Here is a 22,056-nt window from a genome sequence, read left to right on the forward strand (position 1 = left end):
CTATTATGACCACAGTTGCATTTATTGGCCTAGGTAATATGGGCTCAGGGATGGCAGATAATCTGGTTAAGAACGATTACAACGTATTGGCTTTTGACTTAAGCGAAGCGGCACTGGCCAAAGCCAAAGCGGCAGGGTGTACTATTGCGCAAAGTACCGAGCAAGCTGCTGCTGAGGCCGACATCGTTATCACTATGTTACCAGCAGGCAAGCACGTACAAGATATCTATTCAAATCAGATCTTGGCTTCTGTCCGCGAAGGCACCTTGCTTATTGATTGCTCCACCATCGACGTAGAAACGGCGAAGAGTGTGTCGGAACTGGCAGAGAAAAAAGGCCTTAAAATGTTGGATGCGCCGGTTTCTGGTGGTGTTGCAGCGGCTGCGGGCGGCACACTCACGTTTATGGTGGGCGGCGATACTGACGCTTTCAATAAAGCGCAATGCGTTCTTGGTGCTATGGGCAAAAAAATTGTTCATGCGGGCGGCCATGGCGCGGGTCAAGCTGCGAAGATTTGCAACAATATGCTGCTTGGGGCAACTATGATAGCCACCTGCGAAAGCTTCCAGCTGGCCCAAAAGCTAGGCCTAGATCCACAAGTATTCTTCGATATAGCGTCTAATGCGTCAGGACAGACATGGTCAATGACCACCTACTGCCCTGTAAAAGGTGTAGGGCCTCAAAGCCCAGCTGATAACGATTTTGCAGGCGGTTTCGCTTCAGCGCTTATGCTTAAAGACTTAGGCCTTGCCATGCAGGGCGCGAAGGGCGTCAACGCGCAAATACCTATGGGTGAGCTTGCTGCAAAGTGGTTTGAAATGCATTGCGAAGAAGGCAATGCAGGGATGGATTTCTCTTCAATAATCAACCGATTAGCGTAATAGAAAACCAACAGTTCTCCGACGGCTACTTTCCCTCAGAAGAGGTGGCCTTCTTACTGAGCGAGTAAAGGATTTTACTCGCTCTTTTTTTATATTTTCCCTACCTGTCCCGCTTTTTTTTGCGCTCTTGTTACCTCGCTATCTCTCTTATCAAGTGGGATTATTCCTTCGTTATTTTTAGTGTTCTCTTTTCATCATCCAGAAGCCATTTTCAGGTGACTTATTCGTTCTCACTCACATGGTTAAAACAAGCCAATTCAGCGTTCGGTCTACATCTTGCAGTCCCGTATTTAGCCTAAGAAATTTACACTGCATTAAAGGGCTAAATTTTATACCCCCTTATGCAAAGCGATACTTTTATAACCGTGAAAATATTATACGTTTTAATGACTTACTTAATTCACTAAGCAATTTCACTAAACACATTGGTTCTCTATATCGCTCACCTAGAGCGCGCTTTGAGGATCAGAGTGTCGCTAATTTCTAACGTTCAATTTCCTAAATTCAGTAAGTAAAAATAAAAGGAACACACTATGAAAAAGCGTATTGTTGCCGCTTCGACGGCAATTGTAGCTATTGGTTGTATTTTCGCCTTTATCGATACAACCCCCTCGGGCAAAAAAGAGGTAGCAGCGGCGAATGCTGAGACCGAATCTGTTGGTAAAGAAAGCACTGTTGAAAGGCAACGAAACGGCAAAGTGTTATCGACCGGTGTCGATAACTTCAAACCAAAAAATGAAGCCGAGCTAAAAGCTCAGGCTACAACTACTACTAACGGTAGATCAGAGAAAGACACCATCGTCTGGACAACATCAGAAGATGGCAAAACGATACTTGAAGCAGAAGGCTATATTCCCGCTGACGTAACCGATGAAGCTTACATTGAGCTTGATCGTGAAGAATTAATGACGGTAGAAGTTGGCGAGTATCTCGATTTATACATCCCACAATTCGGTGGCAGTTACACCGGTGAAGTTGACCACGTTGTCACTCATCCAAACGGCGATCGTACCGTAGAGGCCCACATCCCAGGTGCGGGCTCTCTCTACGCCGCCGTTATAACGCTTGGCGAAAATGCCACCTACGGAAACTTAGCCACGCCTCGCGACGTGTTTGTGCTTGAAGGCAATGATAAATACGCGTGGATAGCCCCAAAGTCTTCAATGATGCAAAACCACATCGAACGTGAACCCGACAGCGAACGCCCGCTTAGCGACGACAACGCTGAAGAAGTCTTCGATCTCGGCCAAAACTAATCCCCTAGTGCCTGTTGAGCTTCACAGGAAATTCAACAAGCTCAAATAAAACAACAAGAAGGAAATAAAAATGAAACACACATTTAAGTGTTTAACGGCAATGGCAGTTTCACTGCTTTGTGCAACATCAGTAACAGCAGCCACCATCGATGTAATGGTGCTTTACACCCAACCTGCTGCAAACAATGTGTCTAATATCGACACTAAAATTAACCAATACATCTCACACGCCAACCGTGTTTATCAAAATAATGCGGTAGATCTGCAGTTGCGTTTAGTAGGCGCTCAGTCTTCTGCTGCAACATCTAGCGACCTTCAACCTACAGAAAGTGCGCTAGACTTGTTAACTGATAGCAGTGGTGTGCAAAACGCACGATCTTCAAACGGCGCAGACATGGTTGTGCTTTTAGGTAATCGTGAAAACATTTATGAAGGCGGTCAGCTAGCGGGTTACGTGTGCGGCATTGGCTGGGTTGGTCAAGGCAACAACGGTACACTGTACGCTAGCTCGCAAAGCCGCATGTACAGCATCAGCGCCGTTGACTGCGGTCTGTCTACATTTGTTCATGAACTCGGTCACAACATGGGCTTAGGCCACTCTGTTCGCCAAGGTTCAGTAGGCGGTGTATATAGTGATGGTATTGGTCACGGCGTTGATAACAACTTCTCAACTATCATGGCCTACCCTCAGGCATTCGGCAGTGCTACACAGCTAGACTACTTCTCTGACCCTTACTGGTCAGGCTGTAATGGCCAAGCCTGTGGCGTTGAAAACGAATCAAATGCTTACCGCGCGGTAAATGCGGTTATTAACCAAATTGCTAACTACTTCTAAGTAAGTAATTAATTAGGGGATAAATAAGGGAAAGCAGCCTTGCTTTCCCTACTATCTTATGACACTTAATGATGCCCACCACAACATCCACGTTCATGCTCAGCCCAGTTTTTAAGCTTGGTGGTTTTGCCTATGCCAGGGTTAAAGCTGTTAGTTGGGTCGAGTTCGCGATAGAAGTTCTTAAGCGCATCTTTGGCAAAGTACTCATGACCCACATTGTGCTCTGCAGGATACTCAGCGCTTCTTGCATCAAAGGTTTCTAGAATTTTGCCTTTTAGCAATTTTGCGTCGGCGCCTTTCTTCAATACATAGTTTTGGTGCATCACGTGACAAAACAAATGACCGTAATAGAGTTTGGTATCTATCTGGTCGTCTATTTCTTTAGGCAATACTTCAAACCAATCAGGGTCGTTACGGCGAAGTGCAACGTCTATGGTCATCATAGCGCCCACATCTTTACTGTGCATTACGTGGTAGCGACCTATTGCTCCACCGGCAACAAAGCGGTGTAAAATCGCTTTATCTGCTTCTTCCTCGGTACATTCAAAGTAGCCACCTTCATTGGTTTTAAAGAACTCATCTAAATAGGCTTTAGCTTCATCTACCCCGTCGTTGCTCATTTCCAAAATCCAGTGATGCTGATATTTGTCCCTAAACGCTTCCATGCGCTTGGGTAAGTGATTAGGAAAAATATAGCTCATGTACTGCATGACGCGGTCTGACATTTTGTTGGGTAAAAAACCTAACTTGTCGGTAAATGCGTCAAATTTGCGCTTAAATGCAAACAGCTTAGGAATAAATTTGGCGCCAAGCTTGCTGATAACGATAAACATATCTTTACCGTATTTCTTTGATACGTCGTAGCAGTCACGGTGAAGGTACTCACCCGAGTCTGGCAAGTTCTTAAAAGTAGAAAGTATGTCGCGACGCACTTTGGTAAACACTGCGGCGTCGTTAGACCCCACATAAAATACCTGCTTTTTCTCAGGAATAGGAAACGTGTCTAGCCTTACTGCAAACACAGCTAGTTTGCCTGCACAGCCTGAAGCGTCGTGAAGTCGCCTGCCGTCGTTATTGAAGCGCGAAGGTGTGTCTGAATCAACGTCTCGAACTCGTTCATCATACTCGTTGTCTGATGCACGAGCGTCAGGGTGCTGAACGTCAGCTTCTTTGTAACGTTTGTTCTCAAGATTATTTAAAATCTCTTCTGGCTCGCTACCTAGGTTAATCCCCAGATTGTTTACCAAAGATAGATTGCCATTAGCGTCGATTTGGGCAAAAAGTGCGAGTTCAGTATAGGCAGGGCCTCGTTTAACCAAAGCGCCACCAGAGTTGTTGCAGATTCCACCGACGATGGATGCGCCAATACATGAAGACCCAATCACTGAGTGAGGTTCACGGCCGTAAGGCGCAAGCGTCTCTTCTAATCCAAATAGGGTACTGCCAGCTAAACCTACAATTTGTTTACCACTATTTACCAGCTGAATTTCATCAATTCGCATAGTGCTTATAATAACAAGAGGTCTATCGTAATCTTTACCGTCTGGCGTAGACCCCCCGGTTAACCCTGTATTTGCCGCCTGCATAATGACCGCAATATCAGCATCAACACACAGCTTCAACACACGCCAAATTTCAACCAGCGTACCTGGTCTTACTACTGCGAGTGCTTCGCCCGCACCAAAGCGAAACCCTTTGGTATATGGCTGCTTCTTCGCTTTATCTGTTAACAAATAGGCTTGCCCTACTACATCGCGCATAGATGCAATCAAAGACTGAGTGTCAACGTTTACGGTCATGATTCTCTCTGTGTTGAAGTGTTGGAAGGATGAACTTGGTGATGAACTATACACTAACGCCATTTTTAACAAAGGGGGAAGACGTTTTTTATAGATATAATTTACTTATATTTAATGCGTTGTGCATTTCAAAATAGGTTATTTTTAAGAAACGCTAATAAGCGTGTTTCATCGTTACATTTTGTTACGCTTTGACGCTGCAAGTAAGACCACAGAAGTATTGTAAAGACACTTTTTAGTTCGTAAGGTTGATACACACGAAAAGGAGTTTTCATGTCACATCAAGCCTTCGTTTTAACAAGAAACAGTTTCTCAGGCAATACCAGAGCAAAAGAGGCTTACGAACGGTTTCTTAGTATTTTGCCCAGCTGCGGTTTCACCGTCACAACAGGTGCCATCCAGCCGCCTCGAAGCGTACTTAATAACACCTATACCTTTTTTATTGATGCGCAGTATTGTGACTCTGCCGCTGTGCTCAATTTGCCTGTAGTCAACGATAACCCAGAGTTGAACAAAGTCATTTTCAATGTGCCAGAGTCTGACGTCGATTTTCATTATGCAGCACTACAACATGGTATTAACGGTATTTTCCATATTGAAGATAATTTAGAACTTCTGGTTCGCGGTGTTCAACAAGTCCAAGCAGGAAACAAATGGTTCAGTCGCGAGATAATGAGCCGCTACATTGATGCTAACCTCGTTGCAAAAACCAAGCCCATAGCAGCACTTCAATCGTCAACCACAGTGTTAACTAAACGGGAACTTGCCATCACACGTAAAATTGCCGATGGTGCGCAGAATCAAGAGATTGCAGACTGCTTGCATATCAGTGTGAATACAGTGAAAACACACGTGTACAGCATATTCAGAAAGACAGACTGTAGGAATCGAGTTGAACTCATTAAATGGTTTGATCATCAATTTAGTCAGCCCCAACAGGTGAGTTACTAAACCGACAATCAACTGAAGTATGAATGATGAATGGCGCTTACGCTTTAGCGCGCCATACCCCTTTCTCCATTCCTTGTAATACTAATTCACTTACCGCTTTCTCTATGCTTTGCTTAACGCACTCAAACATGGGTTCGTTGGTGGTGTAACCCGTTTCGGCTTCAAGCAAACGTTTTAGCGAGACATACCTAAACAATCCCGCTCTCACCTCTTGGCTTAGCACTTTCTTAGATGTTGAAACCGACACCAATACTTGACCTGTTCTCACGTCAACGGCGCGCATGTAAATGGAAATTTGATCTTCCCTAAACAGCTCACTCGCTCCAATGCCAAAGTACTCTACACCAGCGCCGCCGGTACGAATATTGGTATCGTAGCTAATTATCCCACCTTCTATAATAATTCTAGCTGTAGTGAGTGGCGGCAACTCACCACTGTTACTGTCGTCAGCTCGAATAATTTTGCGTTCGGTAAGAATGTTTTGCAGTCCTTCACGCTCAACCGGCAAAAACCACGATGTTTCACTTAAAGTCTGAACAAGAATAGAGGTTGCGCCCTGAGTCACCGCAGTAGAAAACGAACTTGCCCCAGAGCTCGGCTTGTATTGCCCTGTCTGATCTCTAAACGCATACACAGAAACGGGAATTTGCCCCATAGGCGCGGGCAAGCTTTTTACTTCAGATAATGTGGCACTGTCTTTAATTACATCAGCGACCGTTGTATCAGGCGGTAGTGTATTGGTGATAGACTGACATCCTGTAAGCGCCATTGCCATTATTAAAAAAACGGTACTTCTCATGTGTTTCCTTACCCAAACCGTGGAATTTCGACGACAGTAACCTCACCTGTCAGTAAGTTAGTAATGTTCACAACAATGCTGTCAGGATTGCTTGTTATAAGCTCTACCTGAAAGTCACCACTAACAAAAATACTATCCTGATTGAATATGCTGTCTATCGGGTTGCCGTCTTCATCATATTCTTGTTCACCAAATGCAATATCCGTAATTTCTCGAACGATACGGTTAATGTAGGCACGTTCTAGTGACTCTTGAAGTCGCTCATCGTATGAGCGTTCGCTTAGTGGTGCGCTGTGCGCATTTTGCGAATTTGCTTTACTTAATAAAAATGAGCCGTTAAGTGGATTACCACCAAATGATGGATTTATCGGCTCATAGACTAATTCAGTTGCTTGCGTTGTCGCTGGCGCTGTTAGCGCAGTCGCTATGAATGTTGCAACCACTATCCTTTTAATCATTACCATTCGTCCCCTGCTAAATCTGGGCTTCTACTGTCTATACTCGCATTTGCCACCGCATCTAATACCAACATAATGGCTTGCTGTACTTTTTCATCTATCGGAACTTGCCTACGCCCCATGTACGTTTGGTAGACCACTTTGTTGTCATAAATTACTGATAATAAGGTACCTGCTTGTGGCACAATAATCTCTTTAACAATAAGGTTTTTACCCGAACTGTCTGGAACTTCTCGCCAGTATTGGCTTATTCGGGAGGCAAATTCGTGGCCCTGACGGCTTATACTGTTATCAAGCAACAGCCCGCCTAACCGAATTTCTTCTGCGTGAATCGGAGAAAAGAGCACACATAAAAACAGTGTGGAAAGAGAGAAACGGTACAAGTACTTCATTTTGATAAATATAGCCGGGCTCTCGCCCGGCTATTCACGCTGTCCGTTAGTACATTTACATCTGAACAACGGTAGCTACGTTATAGTCACCAACCTGCGTAACACTTACTGTGCCGCCATTGCCAGTGATACTACCCGTAACTAAGTTGTCGTTACCCATTTGCGTAACTTCAAAGGTATTCATATCGCCTGAAATAACGAACTGCCCGCCCGTTTCATCTGTTACCCAGTTACCCACGCCTTCTTGCATGACGCTAACAACGTTTTCGTCACCGTTAACCAGCAAGTCGAGTAAGTTGAGCTCACCTGATTGCGAAACCGTAATGTCGTTAAAGCTTGATGAAACATTGCTCGCCAATTCAACTGACGCGTCATTTTCAACGCCCTCTTGAGACATTTCGATAATGTTGCCATCTGCGTAGTAACTTGCGTCACTAATACCAGCTTGCGCTAACGCCAAGTTACCATCACCATCTTGCTCAATTTCAACGGTATTAAGAATACCATCGAAATTAACTGTGCTGATTTCATTGGCATCGCCTACCTGCGTTAAGTCGAACTCGTTTAATAGGCCAATCACGCCAGCGTAAGCCGTATTTCCTTCGCCCACTTGGTTAATTTCGAACGTATTAGATTCTCCGCCGATAGTTTCAACCGTAGCCAGGTTTACGTCACCGATTTGGTCAATATTTACTTCGTTGCCAGAACCTTCAAACGCACCCGTAGCTATTTCATTGCCGTCGCCGTCTTGTTCGAACTCAAGCACGTTACCGTCGCCAATCATAGTCCAACCGATCACATTCTGATCGCCATCTTGATCGACTTCAACTTCATTATCAGAACCAATTACAGTTAAATCTGAAATGTTGTAGTAACCATCTTGAATAACGTCAATTACGTTAGCATCGCCGCTTAGTTCGCGAACATATGATTCGTGCCACTCACCGCTTTGATCAACAAAAATCGTATTGTCATTACCAGAAATCGCGTTATTAGCCCAGTTGCCACCATCACCCTGATACACTGACAAGGTATTTCCACTGCCCGAAATACTGTTTATAGAGCGATTAAAAATAAAACCGATAGGGCCGCCGTCACCTAACTGAACCAGTGAGACTATGTTGTCGTCGCCTTCAACTACAAAATCTGCGGTACTGTTTAAACTGTCTTGCTCAGATTCCAAGAAGTTGCCATTTCCAGTAACGCTCGCGTAGAAGCTGTTGCCTGATTGCATTTGCGAAGCAAGAACTTCGTTTGCGTCACCCGTTACCTCAACAAATATGGCGTTTAGGTCGCCCTCCTGGCTTAAAACTGATTCATTACCTACTTCGTTTCCCTCTGGTGCCGTTTGGGTTAGCGTAATTTCATTGCCTTCTGCCGCAGCTACAAAATCTGCTGTGGCGTTAAAGTCGACAGTTTTAGTTGCAGGAACTTCCTGAGCTGACGCCCATCCTGACGCTGCTACTAAAAGCAATGCACTCGCTATTTTTGTTTTTTTCATTTTCACATTTGTCTCCCTATGGCAATCACATCATTCTTGATATTGTGTGATGTTAATCACCATTTCGTTCCCTATCTGATAAACAGTGAAAGACTGTTCACCCAATTGATTAACATTGGCAACATTGTCGAACCCATCTTGAATAATTTCGAAATAATTGTTGTTGTTTTGCTGCAGCAAATTCACAACGTTACCTTCACCTAGTTGAGTGATGATAGCTTCGTTATTACTGCCGTTTTGAACAACGTTAGATAGGTTGGCGCCGTTGCCGCTTTGGATAATGTTAGTTATGTTATTTAGCCCAAACTGACTGACAGCAATGAAGACCGTTTCATCGTCTATCGTAATAGCTTGAGCATTCAGACTCATTGAAAGAGAAGATTCCACCATGTCGGAACTTGTTGATAAATCGGACTTATGGGCATGGACAGGGGAATTGATGGTTAAAAGACTACATACCGTTAAAGCTGAAAACACAGTGGCTTTTATTGCTCCTACGTGTTTAGTGCATTGGTATTTTTTAACCTTTAGTTTCTTGTCCATGAGAACGACTACTTCCTTAATTAACAACAAAGGTGACCCTTTTATAAAACGCTTTAAAAGCACGAGAAACCATCACTATTAAGTTGTATTTATAACGGCAAAATAACGTCTGCTGCCGTGAAACCTGCGGGCTAGCGAAAAACACTCATACTTTAGTGCTAGATTTAACTAAAAATGACACAGGAAAAATACATTGGTTAGACCACCTACTTGCTTTGCGGTCCAACGCTTTGCATTTACTCTAATTCCTAATAAATAAGTACCACTTCACGTCATACCTCGGTGTATTCCCTAATGGTTAAGTAGTATTTTTGAACAAAATTTAAGGTTAGGGGTGGCAGGTTTTTAAATTTGCGTTATAAGTTTTAACCGTTAGTTATATCAGACCGAACGAGAAGGTTCTGTGATTTAAGCATTCTTGCTAATTATGGAATCTAATTATGAAAACAACGCCTTTTAAAACAGGCCTTTCAGCACTGTCATTAGCCCTACTTCCGCTAATGGCCTCTAGCCATGCACACGCCGCGAAGGCCGAAATCTTCGATGATAGCGTGATCGTTGTATATAAAGAAAATGTCAGCAAAGCGGAGAAAATGCGCGCACGTTCTTCAGTGGGCGCAAGAATTAGCGACGCTAATCGTGATGAAGTAGACGACCGTTTCTCTAACCTTTTAAACGGCCGCATTGCCAAACTGGAACTTCGTGGCAAGTCTGTAAAAGACGCCATAGAAATCTTAAAGAAAAATCCTGCGGTTAAAATCGCCGAGCCAAACTTCTTGTACCGCAAAGCATTGGTGACTAACGATCCCTCTTACGGTGACCTATGGGGTTTGAATAACACCGGTCAAGCCGGCGGTACTGCAGATGTGGATATTGACGCACCAGAAGCATGGGATATCACTACCGGCGATAGCGAGGTGGTCATCGGCGTAATCGATACGGGTGTTGACTACAATCATGAAGACCTTGCAGATAACGCATGGGTTAACCCAGGTGAAATTGCTGGTAACGGTATTGATGATGATGGCAACGGTTATATTGACGATGTTTACGGTATCGATGCTTTTAACGGCGATTCTGATCCTATGGACGATGATTCTCATGGTACGCATGTGGCCGGGACAATTGGCGCTGTGGGCGGAAACGGAATTGGCGTAGTCGGTGTAAACCATGACGTGTCAATCGCTGCATGTAAATTCTTAGGTCCTGACGGCGGTTCAACCGCTGGCGCTATTGAATGTATCGATTACTTCACCGACCTTAAAGAGAACCGCGGCATCAATATTAAAGCTACCAACAACAGCTGGGGTGGCGGCGGCTATAGTGAAGCGCTAGAAACTGCTATTGAAGAAGCTGGCCAAGCAGGTATTTTGTTTGTTGCTGCGGCAGGTAACTCTGGTTCAAACAACGACAACGTAGATAACTACCCGTCTAACTATGTCACTACAACAAACAGTCTGCTTGCAGTTGCTAGCCACACTCGTACTGACGGAGACAGCGGCTACTCATACGGTATTGAAACCGTAGACATCGCTGCGCCGGGGACAGCTATCCTATCTACAGTACCAGGTAACGGCTATGCAGCATACTCTGGTACATCAATGGCAACGCCACATGTTGCGGGTGCAGCCGCGCTTGTGTGGTCTCTAAACCCAGAGCTTACGCCTTCTGAAATGAAAGAGCTGTTGATGGCTACAGGTGAAACCAGTCTATGGGCTGATGGTCGCACCGTGTCTGGCAACCGCCTAAATGTACTTAACGCACTTGAAGAAGCCGATCCAACTCCAGGCTTCAAACTGGGCATTACACCTGGCTCAGCTGAAATTGAAGCGGGTGAGACCTACACCTTCACTATTGAAGTTGGTTCAATTGCTGGCTACGAAGAAGAAGTACAGCTATCGCTTGCAGAACCAAGTGATATCGCGTCTTTAAGTGCAAGCTCGGCAATGCCTGGCGATACGGTAACACTGACCGTAGAGACATTTGAAGATACGCCTTGGGGTCCGTACAGCTTTACGGTTAACGGTGTAAGCGGTGATATTGAAAAATCTAAATCAGCGAACCTTTACGTTTACCCTCAAGGGCTAAACGAATTCCCTTACGCGTATTCTGGTGATGCTGTACCTACGTTACCGAATGAAGAAGATCCAGACGATGTTGGCGTAGACCTGGTAATTAACGTACCTGACGACTTAACCGTATTCGGGATGCAGGCGTCGGTAAATATCACACACACCTATAGCGGTGACCTCGTACTATCACTAACCTCTCCTCAGGGTACGACCACCGTTCTTCGTCAGAATCAAGGTGGCGCTACAGATGATATTGTTGAGAGCTATAACTCTGATGCCTTTAACGGCGAAGTAGCAACAGGCGATTGGACCTTGAACGTGCTTGATACGTTCAACGGTGACAACGGCACTGTAAACACATGGAGCCTTGTGGTGACCGGTATTGGTGAAGTAGGTTCAACACCGCCTAACTCTGCGTTTACCTATGACGCTTCAGGCTTATCAGTAAGCTTTACTAATAGCAGTAACGACGTTAATGACGACATTGTCAGCTATAGCTGGGACTTTGGCGATGGCTCTACTTCAACAGAAGAGAACCCAACGCATGTTTACGCGAGCACTGGCGCCTATGACGTAACCCTTACGGTTACCGACTCTGAAGGCCAAACTGGCGTATCAACAGAAACAGTATCAGTTTCAGATAGCAACATTGTTGCCGAGATTGACCGCGCTATGCTTTCTCGCTTCGGTTCACTACGTGTAGATTTATCTTATAGCGGCTCGATGGCCGATACGGTAATGATTTATCGCAATGGTGAGCTACTCGAAGAAGTAAGCAATTCTGGTCGCTATCGCGACAGAAGCAGGGGCGTCCAACCGGGTGAGTATACTTACACGGTGTGTGATGAAACCTCAGCGTGCTCAGCACCAGTGACGGTAAACCTTTAATGTAGTTTGCGTATCGCTGACGCACTCTTCGTGACAGTTGGCGAATGAAACGCTGAACAGTTAAGAGTTAAGCAATTGCCGGCCAAGGATAGGCCGGCTTTTTTTATTCTGAGAATTAAAGAGAGCGCCAGTCTAAGCCATCGGCTTATTCACTATAAGCCAAATACAACGTACACTTGATGCATTAAGGAATAATAAGCATTTTTTCCATGCACATACTCATTATTGACGATCACGAAATTGTAAGGGATGGCATTAAAACACTCATCGAGCAAGAGTATGGCTGGCATGTTTCTTACGCAGTAAGCTCTCTGGATGCTCTTCCCTCCTTCGCTACGTTAGACGATATTGACGTTGCCATTCTAGATATCTCGTTAGCACAGGAAAGTGGTTTCGACACGCTAAGAAAAATCAAGAAAGACGCGCCGTTTATAAAGTGCTTGATGCTGAGCATGTATGATCATGTAGGCTATATCAGTAAAGCGCTTGAGCTCGGCGCCGATGGCTATGTTACAAAGAATGCCGCCACCAAAGAGTTAATGGACGCGTTGGAATCTCTAGAAAAAGACGAGAATTATCTAAGCACAGATATCAGTAAAAAGTTAGCTTTCGGTGATAAACAGCTAACCTCTATCCTTACTGAAAGGGAAAAGGAAATTTTCTTACTGTTAGCAAAAGGATTTCAGCCAAAACAGATTGCATACTACATAGACACTGCCCCGAAAACAGTGATGGTTCATAGAACTAATATTTACAAGAAACTCAATGTAACTTCCCAATTTGGTTTACTTAGAATTGCGTTAGAAACTGGGTACCTCGACGTTTCTGACGTTATCTACGACGATACGCTAGTCAAAGTAAATTGATGAATTTAACGCGGTATTTCAACGTTACCTATTTACTAATAGGATTAGGTTATACCGCGCTATTTCACGGTGTGTGGTTGTTCAGCACTCAATTTGAAATTATTTCAGGTACGGTGAGCTGGTATTTGCCTGCTGGTGTTCGCCTGGCGGCGTTTTTACTACTGCCAATTTACAGCTGGCCACTGCTACTCATCGCAGAAAAATCAACCCACTTCATTTTATTTCACCCCGGTGGCATTCTCGACAACACGGCGTTTTTAAGTGGAACCATAGGTTGGTACTTAGTCCATTTAGTGCTGTCACCTGCGGTAATTTGCACCTGCGTTTATTTATTCAGACGTCGCTTTAGCGCACCTTATATAGACAATGTTTCCAGCACCCTTGCCACGTTGGCTTTTGGTGTTCTTATAAGTGTTGCTCTTGGGGCGGTATTTTTGGGAAGAAGGGCTATTGAACTGCAAACAGACATAGAGGTTTTTCTTTCTATTTTGTTTGATTTTTCATTAGGTGACTTTGTAGGAATTGTTGTTCTTTGTCCGTTTCTCTTCGCATTATATAAACGGCCATCTATTCCTAAGAGTCACTTAGCACTGTACCTTACAACAATCGCTTGGCTGGTTTTACTGATACTGAGCAGCTATGCCTACTCCCAACAAATTAACATCAGCTATCAGGTTAAGTACGTAGCGGTTTTCCCCGCGCTGTTTTTATCGTATCGCTATGCCATAGTTGGCAGTGCGTTTTCGTGTTTACTCATAGGTATTACTGCGTTCGTGGTGGCAAGCCAGAGCGCACTTCCTCCCATTGAGCATCAGTTTTACATCTTAGCATCATGTACAAGTTGCCTCATTTTAGGTGCTTCAATTAACCAATCTACCTTGCTGAATATGAAACTTGCGAAGAAAAACGAGGATCTTGAAGTATCGGTGCAAAGCGCTCAAGCACTGGCCAGTCAATTAGTGGTAGTGCAAGAAGATGAACGAAAGCGCTTATCGCGGGATTTACACGACGACTTTGGTCACCGCATAGTCGATTTGAAACTTCATTTGTCGCTAGATAGCAGAGAAAGCGACAACGACATGATGCTCAATAAGATAGATGCTCTATACCACGCAATGAAGAAGAGCTTAGGGGGGTTGCGTCCGTCCGGTATTGATACACTTCCCATTGAAAGCGTGATTCAACGTTCAGAGATTATTACCACGCTCAAACGCGCAAACATAGACTATTCGTTTAACGTTAGCGGCACGCCAGTACCGTTCGATTCAAACCAGAAAATACACATCTATCGTATTGTGCAGGAAGCGGTGACAAACAGTATAAAATATGCCAATGCGACGTCGCTCAGTATTGATATCAACTATGCGCAACACAGTTCCGTGTTTACCGTTACTGACGATGGCGGCGGCATCCCTGAGCATAGTGCCCACTTAGCAAACGCTGAACCCACACTCGGCCTGCTGTCGATGAGAGAACGCGCAAAGTTGATAAATGGTGAGTTTGATATTTCTCAGAACAAACCATCAGGCACCCGAGTTTGCTTGACTTTGCCCTTCTGTGCTTAAGTTACTCTACTGCGTTTTAGGTGCGTCGCTGCATCCTTTTTATGCTACATTGCTGTTGATTTAACTACTATTTTGATAACCGTATGCAAAAAAAATTCATTGCTCGCCGAGCCCGCTTTTTTAGACAATGCCTGAACATTGCTGTCCTAATTGCCACTTTCACCACGTTAAATGGCTGTGTAAGTACTCAAAATGAAAGTCCTTACACTTATGCTCCGTCTGCATCACCCTATCAAGATGTGGTTAGTGCACAGCAGCGAGCTGTGGAACAAAGCAAATTACTTTTGGTTGTACTGGGTGCTCAGTGGTGCCACGACAGTACTGGCTTAGCTGAGCGCTTTGCGACAAAGGAAATGGACCTTATTCTACGAGCTCATTATGAAACCGTATTTGTTGATGTGGGAACACTTGAAGACAGAAGAAATATAACCGAGCGATTTGATTACCCCATTTATTACGCCACACCAACAGTAATGGTAGTTGAACCTAAAACCAGCGCATTGTTAAACAGAACGTCAATGGATATATGGGGGCGCGCTGACAGCATTCCCTTATCGGAGTACATTCAGTATTTCTCTCGCTTTCCTGCAATGACAACTGCGCAAAAAGCCCCGTTTATCAACTGGGAAACGACAGATGAAGAAGAAGCTTACAATAAAGAGCAAGCACTCAGACTACAAAGCGCTTATGACAAACTCGGTCCGCTACTTGCGCTAGATTTACAAGGTAATACCCCACAAGAGCTTAACGAGCTATGGAAAGAGACCAAAGGGTTTCGCACTGAACTGCAAAAAACGCTGATAAAGCGCGCCGAGCTTACGTTAGATTCTGAGGATGGCAACGGAGTCAACACCACGCCAGCATTGCGACATTACAATCCGTTTTCTTGGGAGCAGAATTAAAGCGCTTAGTGAAAAAAATAGAAAAAGGGCCCTTCACGTAATGGAGGGCCCTTTTTTAATTTAACCGCATTTTATCAGGGGGATATTCAGCTATTTACGCTTTTGCGCTGCTCGACCCGGTTGATGCATTACTTCTGCGCTTAGCTGGTCGTTTAGCGGCACTTCCTTCACTTCCTGGGCGTCTTCGACCTGCAGGCTTTCCACCGCTATTGTTGCGCGAATCCGATTTACCTGCGCGCGGATTACCGTTTCCACTACGGTTACCTTGGCGTTGACCCGTCTTTTTATTCTCGCCACTTCGTTTATCTTCGCTGCCGCTCTCACCTTTTGGTGCTTTCGGCTTTTTCGGCTTCTTGGGCTTTTTAGGCTTAGACAGCGTGGTAACGGGCACGGCTTGCTGAGGCTCGAAACCTTCCAACGTTTCACGAGGAAGCAGCTTTTGAATCAGCGTCTCAATATCTTTCAAGTTTTGCAGTTCTTCGGCACATACAAATGACCACGCCTGACCACTAGCGCCTGCTCGCCCTGTACGACCAATTCGGTGAACATAATCAGCAGCCGTATTGGGTAAGTCTAGGTTTACAACGATAGGCAATTCACTAATGTCGATGCCGCGTGCTGCGATATCGGTGGCTACGAGCACTTTAATTGCGCCATTTTTAAAGTCAGCGAGCGCTTTAGTTCTCGCTCCTTGGCTTTTATTACCGTGAATAGCGGCACTTGGAATTTTTGACCGAGTTAGCTTTTCTGCAATACGGTTAGCGCCGTGTTTCGTGCGGCTAAATACTAACACCTGCTCCCACTTCTGCTGTTTGATCAGACATATAAGCGCGGTCGTCTTTTTGGATTTATCAATGGTCACTAAGTGCTGCTGAACAGCTTCTACCGTGGTATTGGCTGGTGCGGTTGAAATACTCACAGGGTTGCGCGTTATTGTTTTCGCCAGCGCAGTGATTTCATCAGAAAACGTGGCTGAAAACAGTAAGCTTTGACGCTCTTGTGGCAATAGCTTCAATACTCTCTTAATGTCGTGAATAAAGCCCATATCAAGCATTCTGTCGGCTTCATCCAATACCAACACTTCAAGCTGAGAAAACTTAACAGCGTTTTGCTGGTAGAGGTCAAGCAATCGTCCAGGCGTAGCAATTAACACATCCACACCTTTACGCAGCTTCATCATTTGAGGATTAATACCTACACCACCAAATACCACGGCAGTTTTTAACGGCAAAAACTCACTGAACGCTCTGATGCTTTCTTCTACCTGAGCAGCAAGTTCTCGCGTGGGTGTTAAGATAAGTGCCCGAACATTGTTGCCAGATACAGGTTGCCCTTCCATCAATCTCTGTAAAATAGGAAGTCCAAATCCTGCAGTTTTCCCTGTTCCCGTTTGCGCAGCTGCCAACACATCCTTTCCTTGCAATACTTCTGGTATTGCCTTTTCCTGGATTGGTGATGGTGTACTAAACCCTCGTTTTTCAATAGCTTTTAACAAGGGTTCAGCGAGCCCTAATTGGGTAAATGACATTAATAAACTCCTGTCATAGGTATTTATAAAAAATTGCATACCGCAAAGGTATAAGCGTTGGTGCTTTATTGCTAACCGTGGGGGTTATAGATTACTGGGAAAACCTAAAGAGATACGCCATTGCCAACTTGGCTTATTGGTGTTTGACATCAAGAAAAGAACGTAGGTGTTTACTCTTACAAATTGCGCGCGGAGTCTACCACTAAACACTAAAGTCCACCAGAGCATTTTTTGTTCAACTGATAGTTTAATATTGCGCCCTCACGTAATTTCACCCAAATTGCTAATCAAGAAATGATGTAAAACGTCTATACTGGTAAAAAAGAAAAAACGTTTTTTTCTAATACTTTTAAAAAGTATTTGCTGCCACTTAGTTCAATTTAAAAGAGTACTTTTTGAAAAGCCTTCGTTCTGAAATATCATTCAATACGCTTGCATCTATATCCGTAGTCAGTGCGCTGATTATTGGTCTGTCTATCTATGTCTATGAGAAGCTTTACGTTGAATTCGTGTCTGCGGAAGTAGATGCTATAAGTGTAAACATGGCTGTTGATCTCATCGACTTCATCGATGAGCCTGCCGGCAGTTTCAATCAAACGGAAATTTTGCTTCGTTTAGACGAGTATGAATATGCTGAAGCTGCCTATATTTTCGGTAATGACGGTACGCTGTTGAGCCATTATATAGGTCCTGCCGGCTTTAAAGGCGGGCTAACTAAACCGCAAGAAAAAATGTCTCCTCAGCTCAGCCAAACTGACATCGATAAAAGTATCGCTACACTCTCCATTGGGTTACATCTCACTTCTAGCAAAGTAATAGTAGTGAAAACAGTAGGCGAAGAGGTTTTTCCTATGGGGAGACTTGCACTGGTTTTCAATCTTGAAGAAGCGTTAAAAGCAAGCCGGCAAAGATATATTATTTTGGTCACGCCTTCCGTTGCCTTACTCATTATTATCTCGTTATTCATATCATCAAGAGCTCAGAGCAGAGCAATGCGTCCGCTGAACACCCTAATTAAAACAATGGACAGTGTAGTAGATGACAACGCTTACGATGTTAAGGTTGAGGAAGTAAACAAAGAGGAAATGCTTGCTTTGTCTCGGGCCTTTAACAATATGATGGCAAACATAAAAAAACAGTCTGAGGCGAATCGTCAAAAAAACGAAATGTTGCAGAAGCAACAGTCTCAGATGGAGCGGCTTGCTAATTTCGATGCATTAACAGGACTGCCGAATCGACAGTGCTTAATGAAGCTTTTATCAAATGAACTCGCCCTAGCGCAGAAAAATTCTCATGAATTGGGTTTGCTGTTTATCGATTTAGACGGCTTTAAAGCTATTAATGATTCTTTCGGCCACGATACGGGAGACAAGTTTCTCCTTCACATCAGTTTATTAATGGACAGTACACTTGGAGATAATTGTACATTAGGGCGTTTAGGCGGTGACGAGTTTATTGTTATTGTACGGGAGCTTATAACGCCTAGTGACCTAGAAAAAATAGCGCTAAAGCTCGTAGAAGTAGTGTCTCAACCTCATATCATTAACCGACTGAAGCTAGACTCAAGTGCTAGCTTAGGTCTTGCACTTGCAAGTGAGTGTAAATACTCACTAACCAACCTTATAACTAACGCTGACGTCGCCATGTACAAGGCTAAAGACGATGGTAAATCTAGATTCGTATGGTTTACAGATGAAATGCTGGCACGTACCCAACGCAAAGTGCTTATATCCACTCGCATAACTGACGCTCTTGAAAACAACGCGTTTTACCTCACTTATCAAGCTAAAGTGGATTCAGATAAGAACATCACGGGGTTTGAGACTCTGCTTCGCTGGAAAGACGAAGTGTTAGGTCAGGTTCCGCCAGGTGAGTTTATTCATGTCGCAGAACAAACCGACAAAATATCACAAATAAGCCTATGGGTTTTAAAGCAACTTCGGGACGAATTTCCACTTCTCCTTGAAGCCTTCGGCAGCAACGTCGTTGTATCGGTTAACTTGAGTCCCCACGATTTAAACAACCACAATGTCACGCAATTTTTACTCCACGAGTTAGATACAGGCAAACTCCCCGCTTCAAACTTAGAAATTGAGATTACGGAATCTGCTTATATGAATAATTTCAACGTGGCGAACCCGTTTTTTGCATCACTGAAAGAGTTAGGCTGTAAACTTGCCCTTGATGATTTCGGCACTGGCTATTCTTCTCTGAGTTATTTAACGCAGTTTGATATAGACACGCTAAAAATTGACAGAAGTTTTGTAAACAAAATAGGTGAGTCCAAGCAATCAGAAATGATCACTAAGACCATCATTGATATGGCTAAAAGTTTGAACTTTTCCGTGTGTGCAGAAGGCGTTGAAACTCAAGAACAAGCCAAGTTTTTAATAAACCAGGGGTGCAATACGCTTCAAGGCTTTCTTTACAGCCGGCCAATTCCACTGATGGAATTGGTTGGTAAAACTGTAAATCAATCGCAAAACACCTAAAAGGTGCGGTTGCTTAAAAGCTTCGATAAACCACCTTAACATTTTCGGGTAACGCCGTTCCAGCGGGAACATAACCTATCGCACCTTCAGTATTTGTTACGTGCTCAAGCAATGCGTCCAAATTATTGAACTCAATAGGCGGTGTTTGTCGTCCACTGAAGCGCATTTGCGCCCAATAGGATTGAATTCGTGATTCGGTCAAAGCAATTATCTTGGTATTGAAAATGGCCCGCGCCCTATTGCCTGGGCTCATAGCTACGGGTATTAGGGCATCGCTGGATGATGTTGTACTTCTCATAAAAAGATTGCGTACTTCTGCTTTTGTTAGCACGAAGTTTTGTTCAGGAACGTTTGCAACAACCCAAATACCATCTTGCGCAACGGCTATACGAGAACAAAGTAAGAGTAAGAGAAAGAAAACGAGCAAATATTTTTGCATTAAAATACCCACTCTACTGCCACTTGATACAAGGTCGCATTTCTATCGAAACTATTCTCTTTAATGTCGTAAAACGATGATTTTCCCTCTTTACCGTCAAGAATTGATATTTCAGTTTTAAGTGCAATGTTAGTTTTCACATCCCACCTAGCGCCTAGTGTCCAGGTATCAAGGTCATCTGTAGGAAAGAAGCTATTTAGTTGCTCAACTGCGAAATAAAGTTGATCTAACTCGGGTGACGCACCCAACGGAATAGTGTTTTCGATGGTATTGAGTGATTGCCTAGATGAAGCATAGGTCAGGTGTAAAAGGACTTCATCAAGATAATAGCCATACGAGACATAAAAACTATCTAGATTGGCGAGCACATCGATATCAGATGAAACTTTCATCCATTCACTGCTTACGTACCAGTTAAGCGCGTCATAGCTGGCACCCAGTAAAAAAGCTCCAGCACGATCATTGATATCAAACTGTTCCGCTATGTTGTCAAACCCAGCAGCTCTAAGTCCCTGAACAAGAGGCGCTATTTCATCGATAGTTGTTTCAACTTTAGGCGCATTAACAGTGGCTGCTCTTAACTGCAAACCACCATAGTTGACTTCAATAACGCCGCCGAACAAGTTATCCACTTCAACATCTACGTTGATACCGCTCGAGACCAGCTCATCCTCATACTTTCCATAGTAAGCCTCTATATCAACTACAACATCGCCAAAAGACCTTCTCAACCTAGCATTACCACCTTCATACTGAGAGAATAAGTAGCTGCTATAGAGTTGCTGCGGTGCATTTATCCACGGGTAAGCGAACCCAACATCAATAACATCAGAGTACTTCAAAAAAGGGGTACGAAGCCGGCCAGCGTTAATTTGAAAACTTTCACTAGGAGCATAGGTTAGATACAGCCACTCTATCCCTGACTCTCTATCGTCGTCGGTGTGAAGAAGAAATTGACTTGATGCGGAGAATGAGGACGAAAAATTATAGTCAGCTTGAAGTGCTATGAGCGACTTTTCAGAAAAGCTTATGCTGTTGTCATAACCTTCATAGGTAGCTTTTTCAGTATCTATTTTGCCAGCAACCGCCCTTGCAAAACCGGAAAACTCGAGGCCTTCCGTGCGCCCTACGGGAGCAAAAAAAAGTATGCCGATAGCGATAATAACAGGCAGCAACATCAATTTGGTCATAGTCAATTTACATTTAAAAGTGTTTAAGGCTTAGTACTGTTTGTATCGCCTCTACTGAGCAACTACATTAATGATAGCTTGGTAGGAAGATAACTCCAATCAAAACAACAAGGAATCAAAACGCTGACTCGACCACCAGCGTTTTAAATTAGTTAAGTGTCGAGTTGCGCCTCCCCATAATTTTCAAATGAAATCTAGACACTAAATGCCAATCCTCTTTTGAAAAATAACAACTAATCGCACCACTCATTAAGAAAGAAAGCATCGTTTTTAAAGACCCCAAAGTACTTTATTGACGCCTTTGCTAACAAAGCCCCTGCAGGAGCTAGACGCGCGATGCATCAAACCTTTTGTAATCGCAGTGTGTTACTTATTCCAGTTTCTTTTTGAAAAGCGCAGCATTTTTTCTATCTAAACGACAAATATTTTTATGAATGAAGAATGGAGGTTAATGTGAACCACCTTTAATCTTTAAATAAAAAAATAAATTAGTAAACAATCATATACGAGCAAAAGACGCTTAATTCAAATAACATTAAAAACTCGATAACATCAGTATTTTGCATCAATTTCGCTCGGAATTAACACTAAAAATGGTATATCCAGCTTTCAATTATTGGTCAATTTTTATTAGATGGATAAAAAAAGCTTTACCATATTTGTTATAACAGATAAAAAGCGCGCAGTTATTCCACGCTC

Annotated in this window: 18 protein-coding genes; 9 read left to right on the forward strand and 9 right to left on the reverse strand. The window is 43.7% G+C overall.

Features of this window, described 5'->3' with window-relative positions:
* Positions 1 to 5: 5 nt before the first annotated feature.
* The 3 genes from mmsB (at position 6) to ACXAGV_RS03220 (ending at position 2,972) form a co-directional block, all read left to right on the forward strand.
* Positions 6 to 881: a 3-hydroxyisobutyrate dehydrogenase gene (mmsB, locus tag ACXAGV_RS03210; RefSeq protein ID WP_474871822.1), complete on the forward strand. Its 876-nt coding sequence runs from the start codon at positions 6 to 8 to the stop codon at positions 879 to 881.
* A 533-nt stretch (positions 882 to 1,414) separates the two neighbouring features.
* Positions 1,415 to 2,137, forward strand: coding sequence for a lipocalin/fatty-acid binding family protein (locus tag ACXAGV_RS03215; RefSeq protein WP_474871824.1), 723 nt, complete (start codon positions 1,415 to 1,417; stop codon positions 2,135 to 2,137).
* 70 nt (positions 2,138 to 2,207) lie between these two features.
* On the forward strand, positions 2,208 to 2,972 hold the full coding sequence (locus ACXAGV_RS03220) for a zinc-dependent metalloprotease family protein (protein WP_474871826.1): 765 nt from the start codon (positions 2,208 to 2,210) through the stop codon (positions 2,970 to 2,972).
* Positions 2,973 to 3,037: 65 nt separating this feature from the next.
* On the opposite strand, the gene dld is transcribed toward ACXAGV_RS03220, so the two are convergent.
* Positions 3,038 to 4,771 carry a D-lactate dehydrogenase gene (gene dld, locus ACXAGV_RS03225; RefSeq protein ID WP_474871828.1) on the reverse strand — a complete coding sequence of 578 codons (1,734 nt, stop codon included), beginning with the start codon at positions 4,769 to 4,771 and terminating at the stop codon, positions 3,038 to 3,040.
* A 273-nt stretch (positions 4,772 to 5,044) separates the two neighbouring features.
* On the opposite strand from dld, the gene ACXAGV_RS03230 reads away from it, so the two are divergent.
* Positions 5,045 to 5,722, forward strand: a complete 678-nt coding sequence (locus ACXAGV_RS03230; RefSeq protein ID WP_474871830.1) for a helix-turn-helix transcriptional regulator — start codon at positions 5,045 to 5,047, stop codon at positions 5,720 to 5,722.
* 37 nt (positions 5,723 to 5,759) lie between these two features.
* On the opposite strand, the gene ACXAGV_RS03235 is transcribed toward ACXAGV_RS03230, so the two are convergent.
* The 5 genes from ACXAGV_RS03235 to ACXAGV_RS03255 are packed head-to-tail and all read right to left on the reverse strand — an operon-like array spanning position 5,760 to position 9,415.
* Positions 5,760 to 6,521, reverse strand: a complete 762-nt coding sequence (locus ACXAGV_RS03235) for a CsgG/HfaB family protein (protein ID WP_474871832.1) — start codon at positions 6,519 to 6,521, stop codon at positions 5,760 to 5,762.
* Between the two features lie 8 nt (positions 6,522 to 6,529).
* Complete coding sequence (locus ACXAGV_RS03240; protein ID WP_474871834.1) at positions 6,530 to 6,985, reverse strand: curli assembly protein CsgF; 456 nt, start codon at positions 6,983 to 6,985, stop codon at positions 6,530 to 6,532.
* The gene (locus ACXAGV_RS03245) at positions 6,979 to 7,371 is read right to left on the reverse strand and encodes a CsgE family curli-type amyloid fiber assembly protein (RefSeq protein ID WP_474871836.1); all 393 of its coding nucleotides are present in this window, start codon (positions 7,369 to 7,371) and stop codon (positions 6,979 to 6,981) included. The genes ACXAGV_RS03240 and ACXAGV_RS03245 overlap by 7 nt, the downstream gene beginning before the upstream one ends.
* A gap of 55 nt (positions 7,372 to 7,426) precedes the next feature.
* Positions 7,427 to 8,872, reverse strand: coding sequence for an autotransporter outer membrane beta-barrel domain-containing protein (locus ACXAGV_RS03250; protein WP_474871838.1), 1,446 nt, complete (start codon positions 8,870 to 8,872; stop codon positions 7,427 to 7,429).
* 30 nt (positions 8,873 to 8,902) lie between these two features.
* A complete protein-coding gene (locus tag ACXAGV_RS03255; protein WP_474871840.1) occupies positions 8,903 to 9,415 on the reverse strand; it encodes a curlin subunit CsgB in 513 nt (170 codons plus the stop codon).
* A 440-nt stretch (positions 9,416 to 9,855) separates the two neighbouring features.
* Between ACXAGV_RS03255 and ACXAGV_RS03260 the strand changes: the two genes are divergently transcribed.
* The 4 genes from ACXAGV_RS03260 (at position 9,856) to ACXAGV_RS03275 (ending at position 15,708) form a co-directional block, all read left to right on the forward strand.
* Entirely contained in the window at positions 9,856 to 12,375 is a 2,520-nt protein-coding gene (locus ACXAGV_RS03260) for a S8 family serine peptidase (protein ID WP_474871842.1), read from the forward strand.
* 209 nt (positions 12,376 to 12,584) lie between these two features.
* Positions 12,585 to 13,241: a response regulator gene (locus tag ACXAGV_RS03265; RefSeq protein WP_474871844.1), complete on the forward strand. Its 657-nt coding sequence runs from the start codon at positions 12,585 to 12,587 to the stop codon at positions 13,239 to 13,241.
* The gene (locus ACXAGV_RS03270) at positions 13,241 to 14,806 is read left to right on the forward strand and encodes an ATP-binding protein (RefSeq protein WP_474871846.1); all 1,566 of its coding nucleotides are present in this window, start codon (positions 13,241 to 13,243) and stop codon (positions 14,804 to 14,806) included. The genes ACXAGV_RS03265 and ACXAGV_RS03270 overlap by 1 nt, the downstream gene beginning before the upstream one ends.
* Positions 14,807 to 14,889: 83 nt before the next feature.
* Positions 14,890 to 15,708: a thioredoxin family protein gene (locus ACXAGV_RS03275; protein WP_474871848.1), complete on the forward strand. Its 819-nt coding sequence runs from the start codon at positions 14,890 to 14,892 to the stop codon at positions 15,706 to 15,708.
* A gap of 94 nt (positions 15,709 to 15,802) precedes the next feature.
* On the opposite strand, the gene ACXAGV_RS03280 is transcribed toward ACXAGV_RS03275, so the two are convergent.
* On the reverse strand, positions 15,803 to 17,236 hold the full coding sequence (locus ACXAGV_RS03280; RefSeq protein ID WP_474871850.1) for a DEAD/DEAH box helicase: 1,434 nt from the start codon (positions 17,234 to 17,236) through the stop codon (positions 15,803 to 15,805).
* Positions 17,237 to 17,631: 395 nt separating this feature from the next.
* On the opposite strand from ACXAGV_RS03280, the gene ACXAGV_RS03285 reads away from it, so the two are divergent.
* Positions 17,632 to 19,728 carry an EAL domain-containing protein gene (locus ACXAGV_RS03285; RefSeq protein ID WP_474871852.1) on the forward strand — a complete coding sequence of 699 codons (2,097 nt, stop codon included), beginning with the start codon at positions 17,632 to 17,634 and terminating at the stop codon, positions 19,726 to 19,728.
* Between the two features lie 13 nt (positions 19,729 to 19,741).
* Here ACXAGV_RS03285 and ACXAGV_RS03290 read toward each other — a convergent pair whose 3' ends face one another.
* The gene (locus tag ACXAGV_RS03290; protein WP_474871854.1) at positions 19,742 to 20,167 is read right to left on the reverse strand and encodes a hypothetical protein; all 426 of its coding nucleotides are present in this window, start codon (positions 20,165 to 20,167) and stop codon (positions 19,742 to 19,744) included.
* Positions 20,167 to 21,357 carry a hypothetical protein gene (locus tag ACXAGV_RS03295; RefSeq protein WP_474871856.1) on the reverse strand — a complete coding sequence of 397 codons (1,191 nt, stop codon included), beginning with the start codon at positions 21,355 to 21,357 and terminating at the stop codon, positions 20,167 to 20,169. The genes ACXAGV_RS03290 and ACXAGV_RS03295 overlap by 1 nt, the downstream gene beginning before the upstream one ends.
* Positions 21,358 to 22,056 lie beyond the last annotated feature (699 nt).

The organism is Alteromonas sp. ABH4_453, assembly GCF_056160665.1.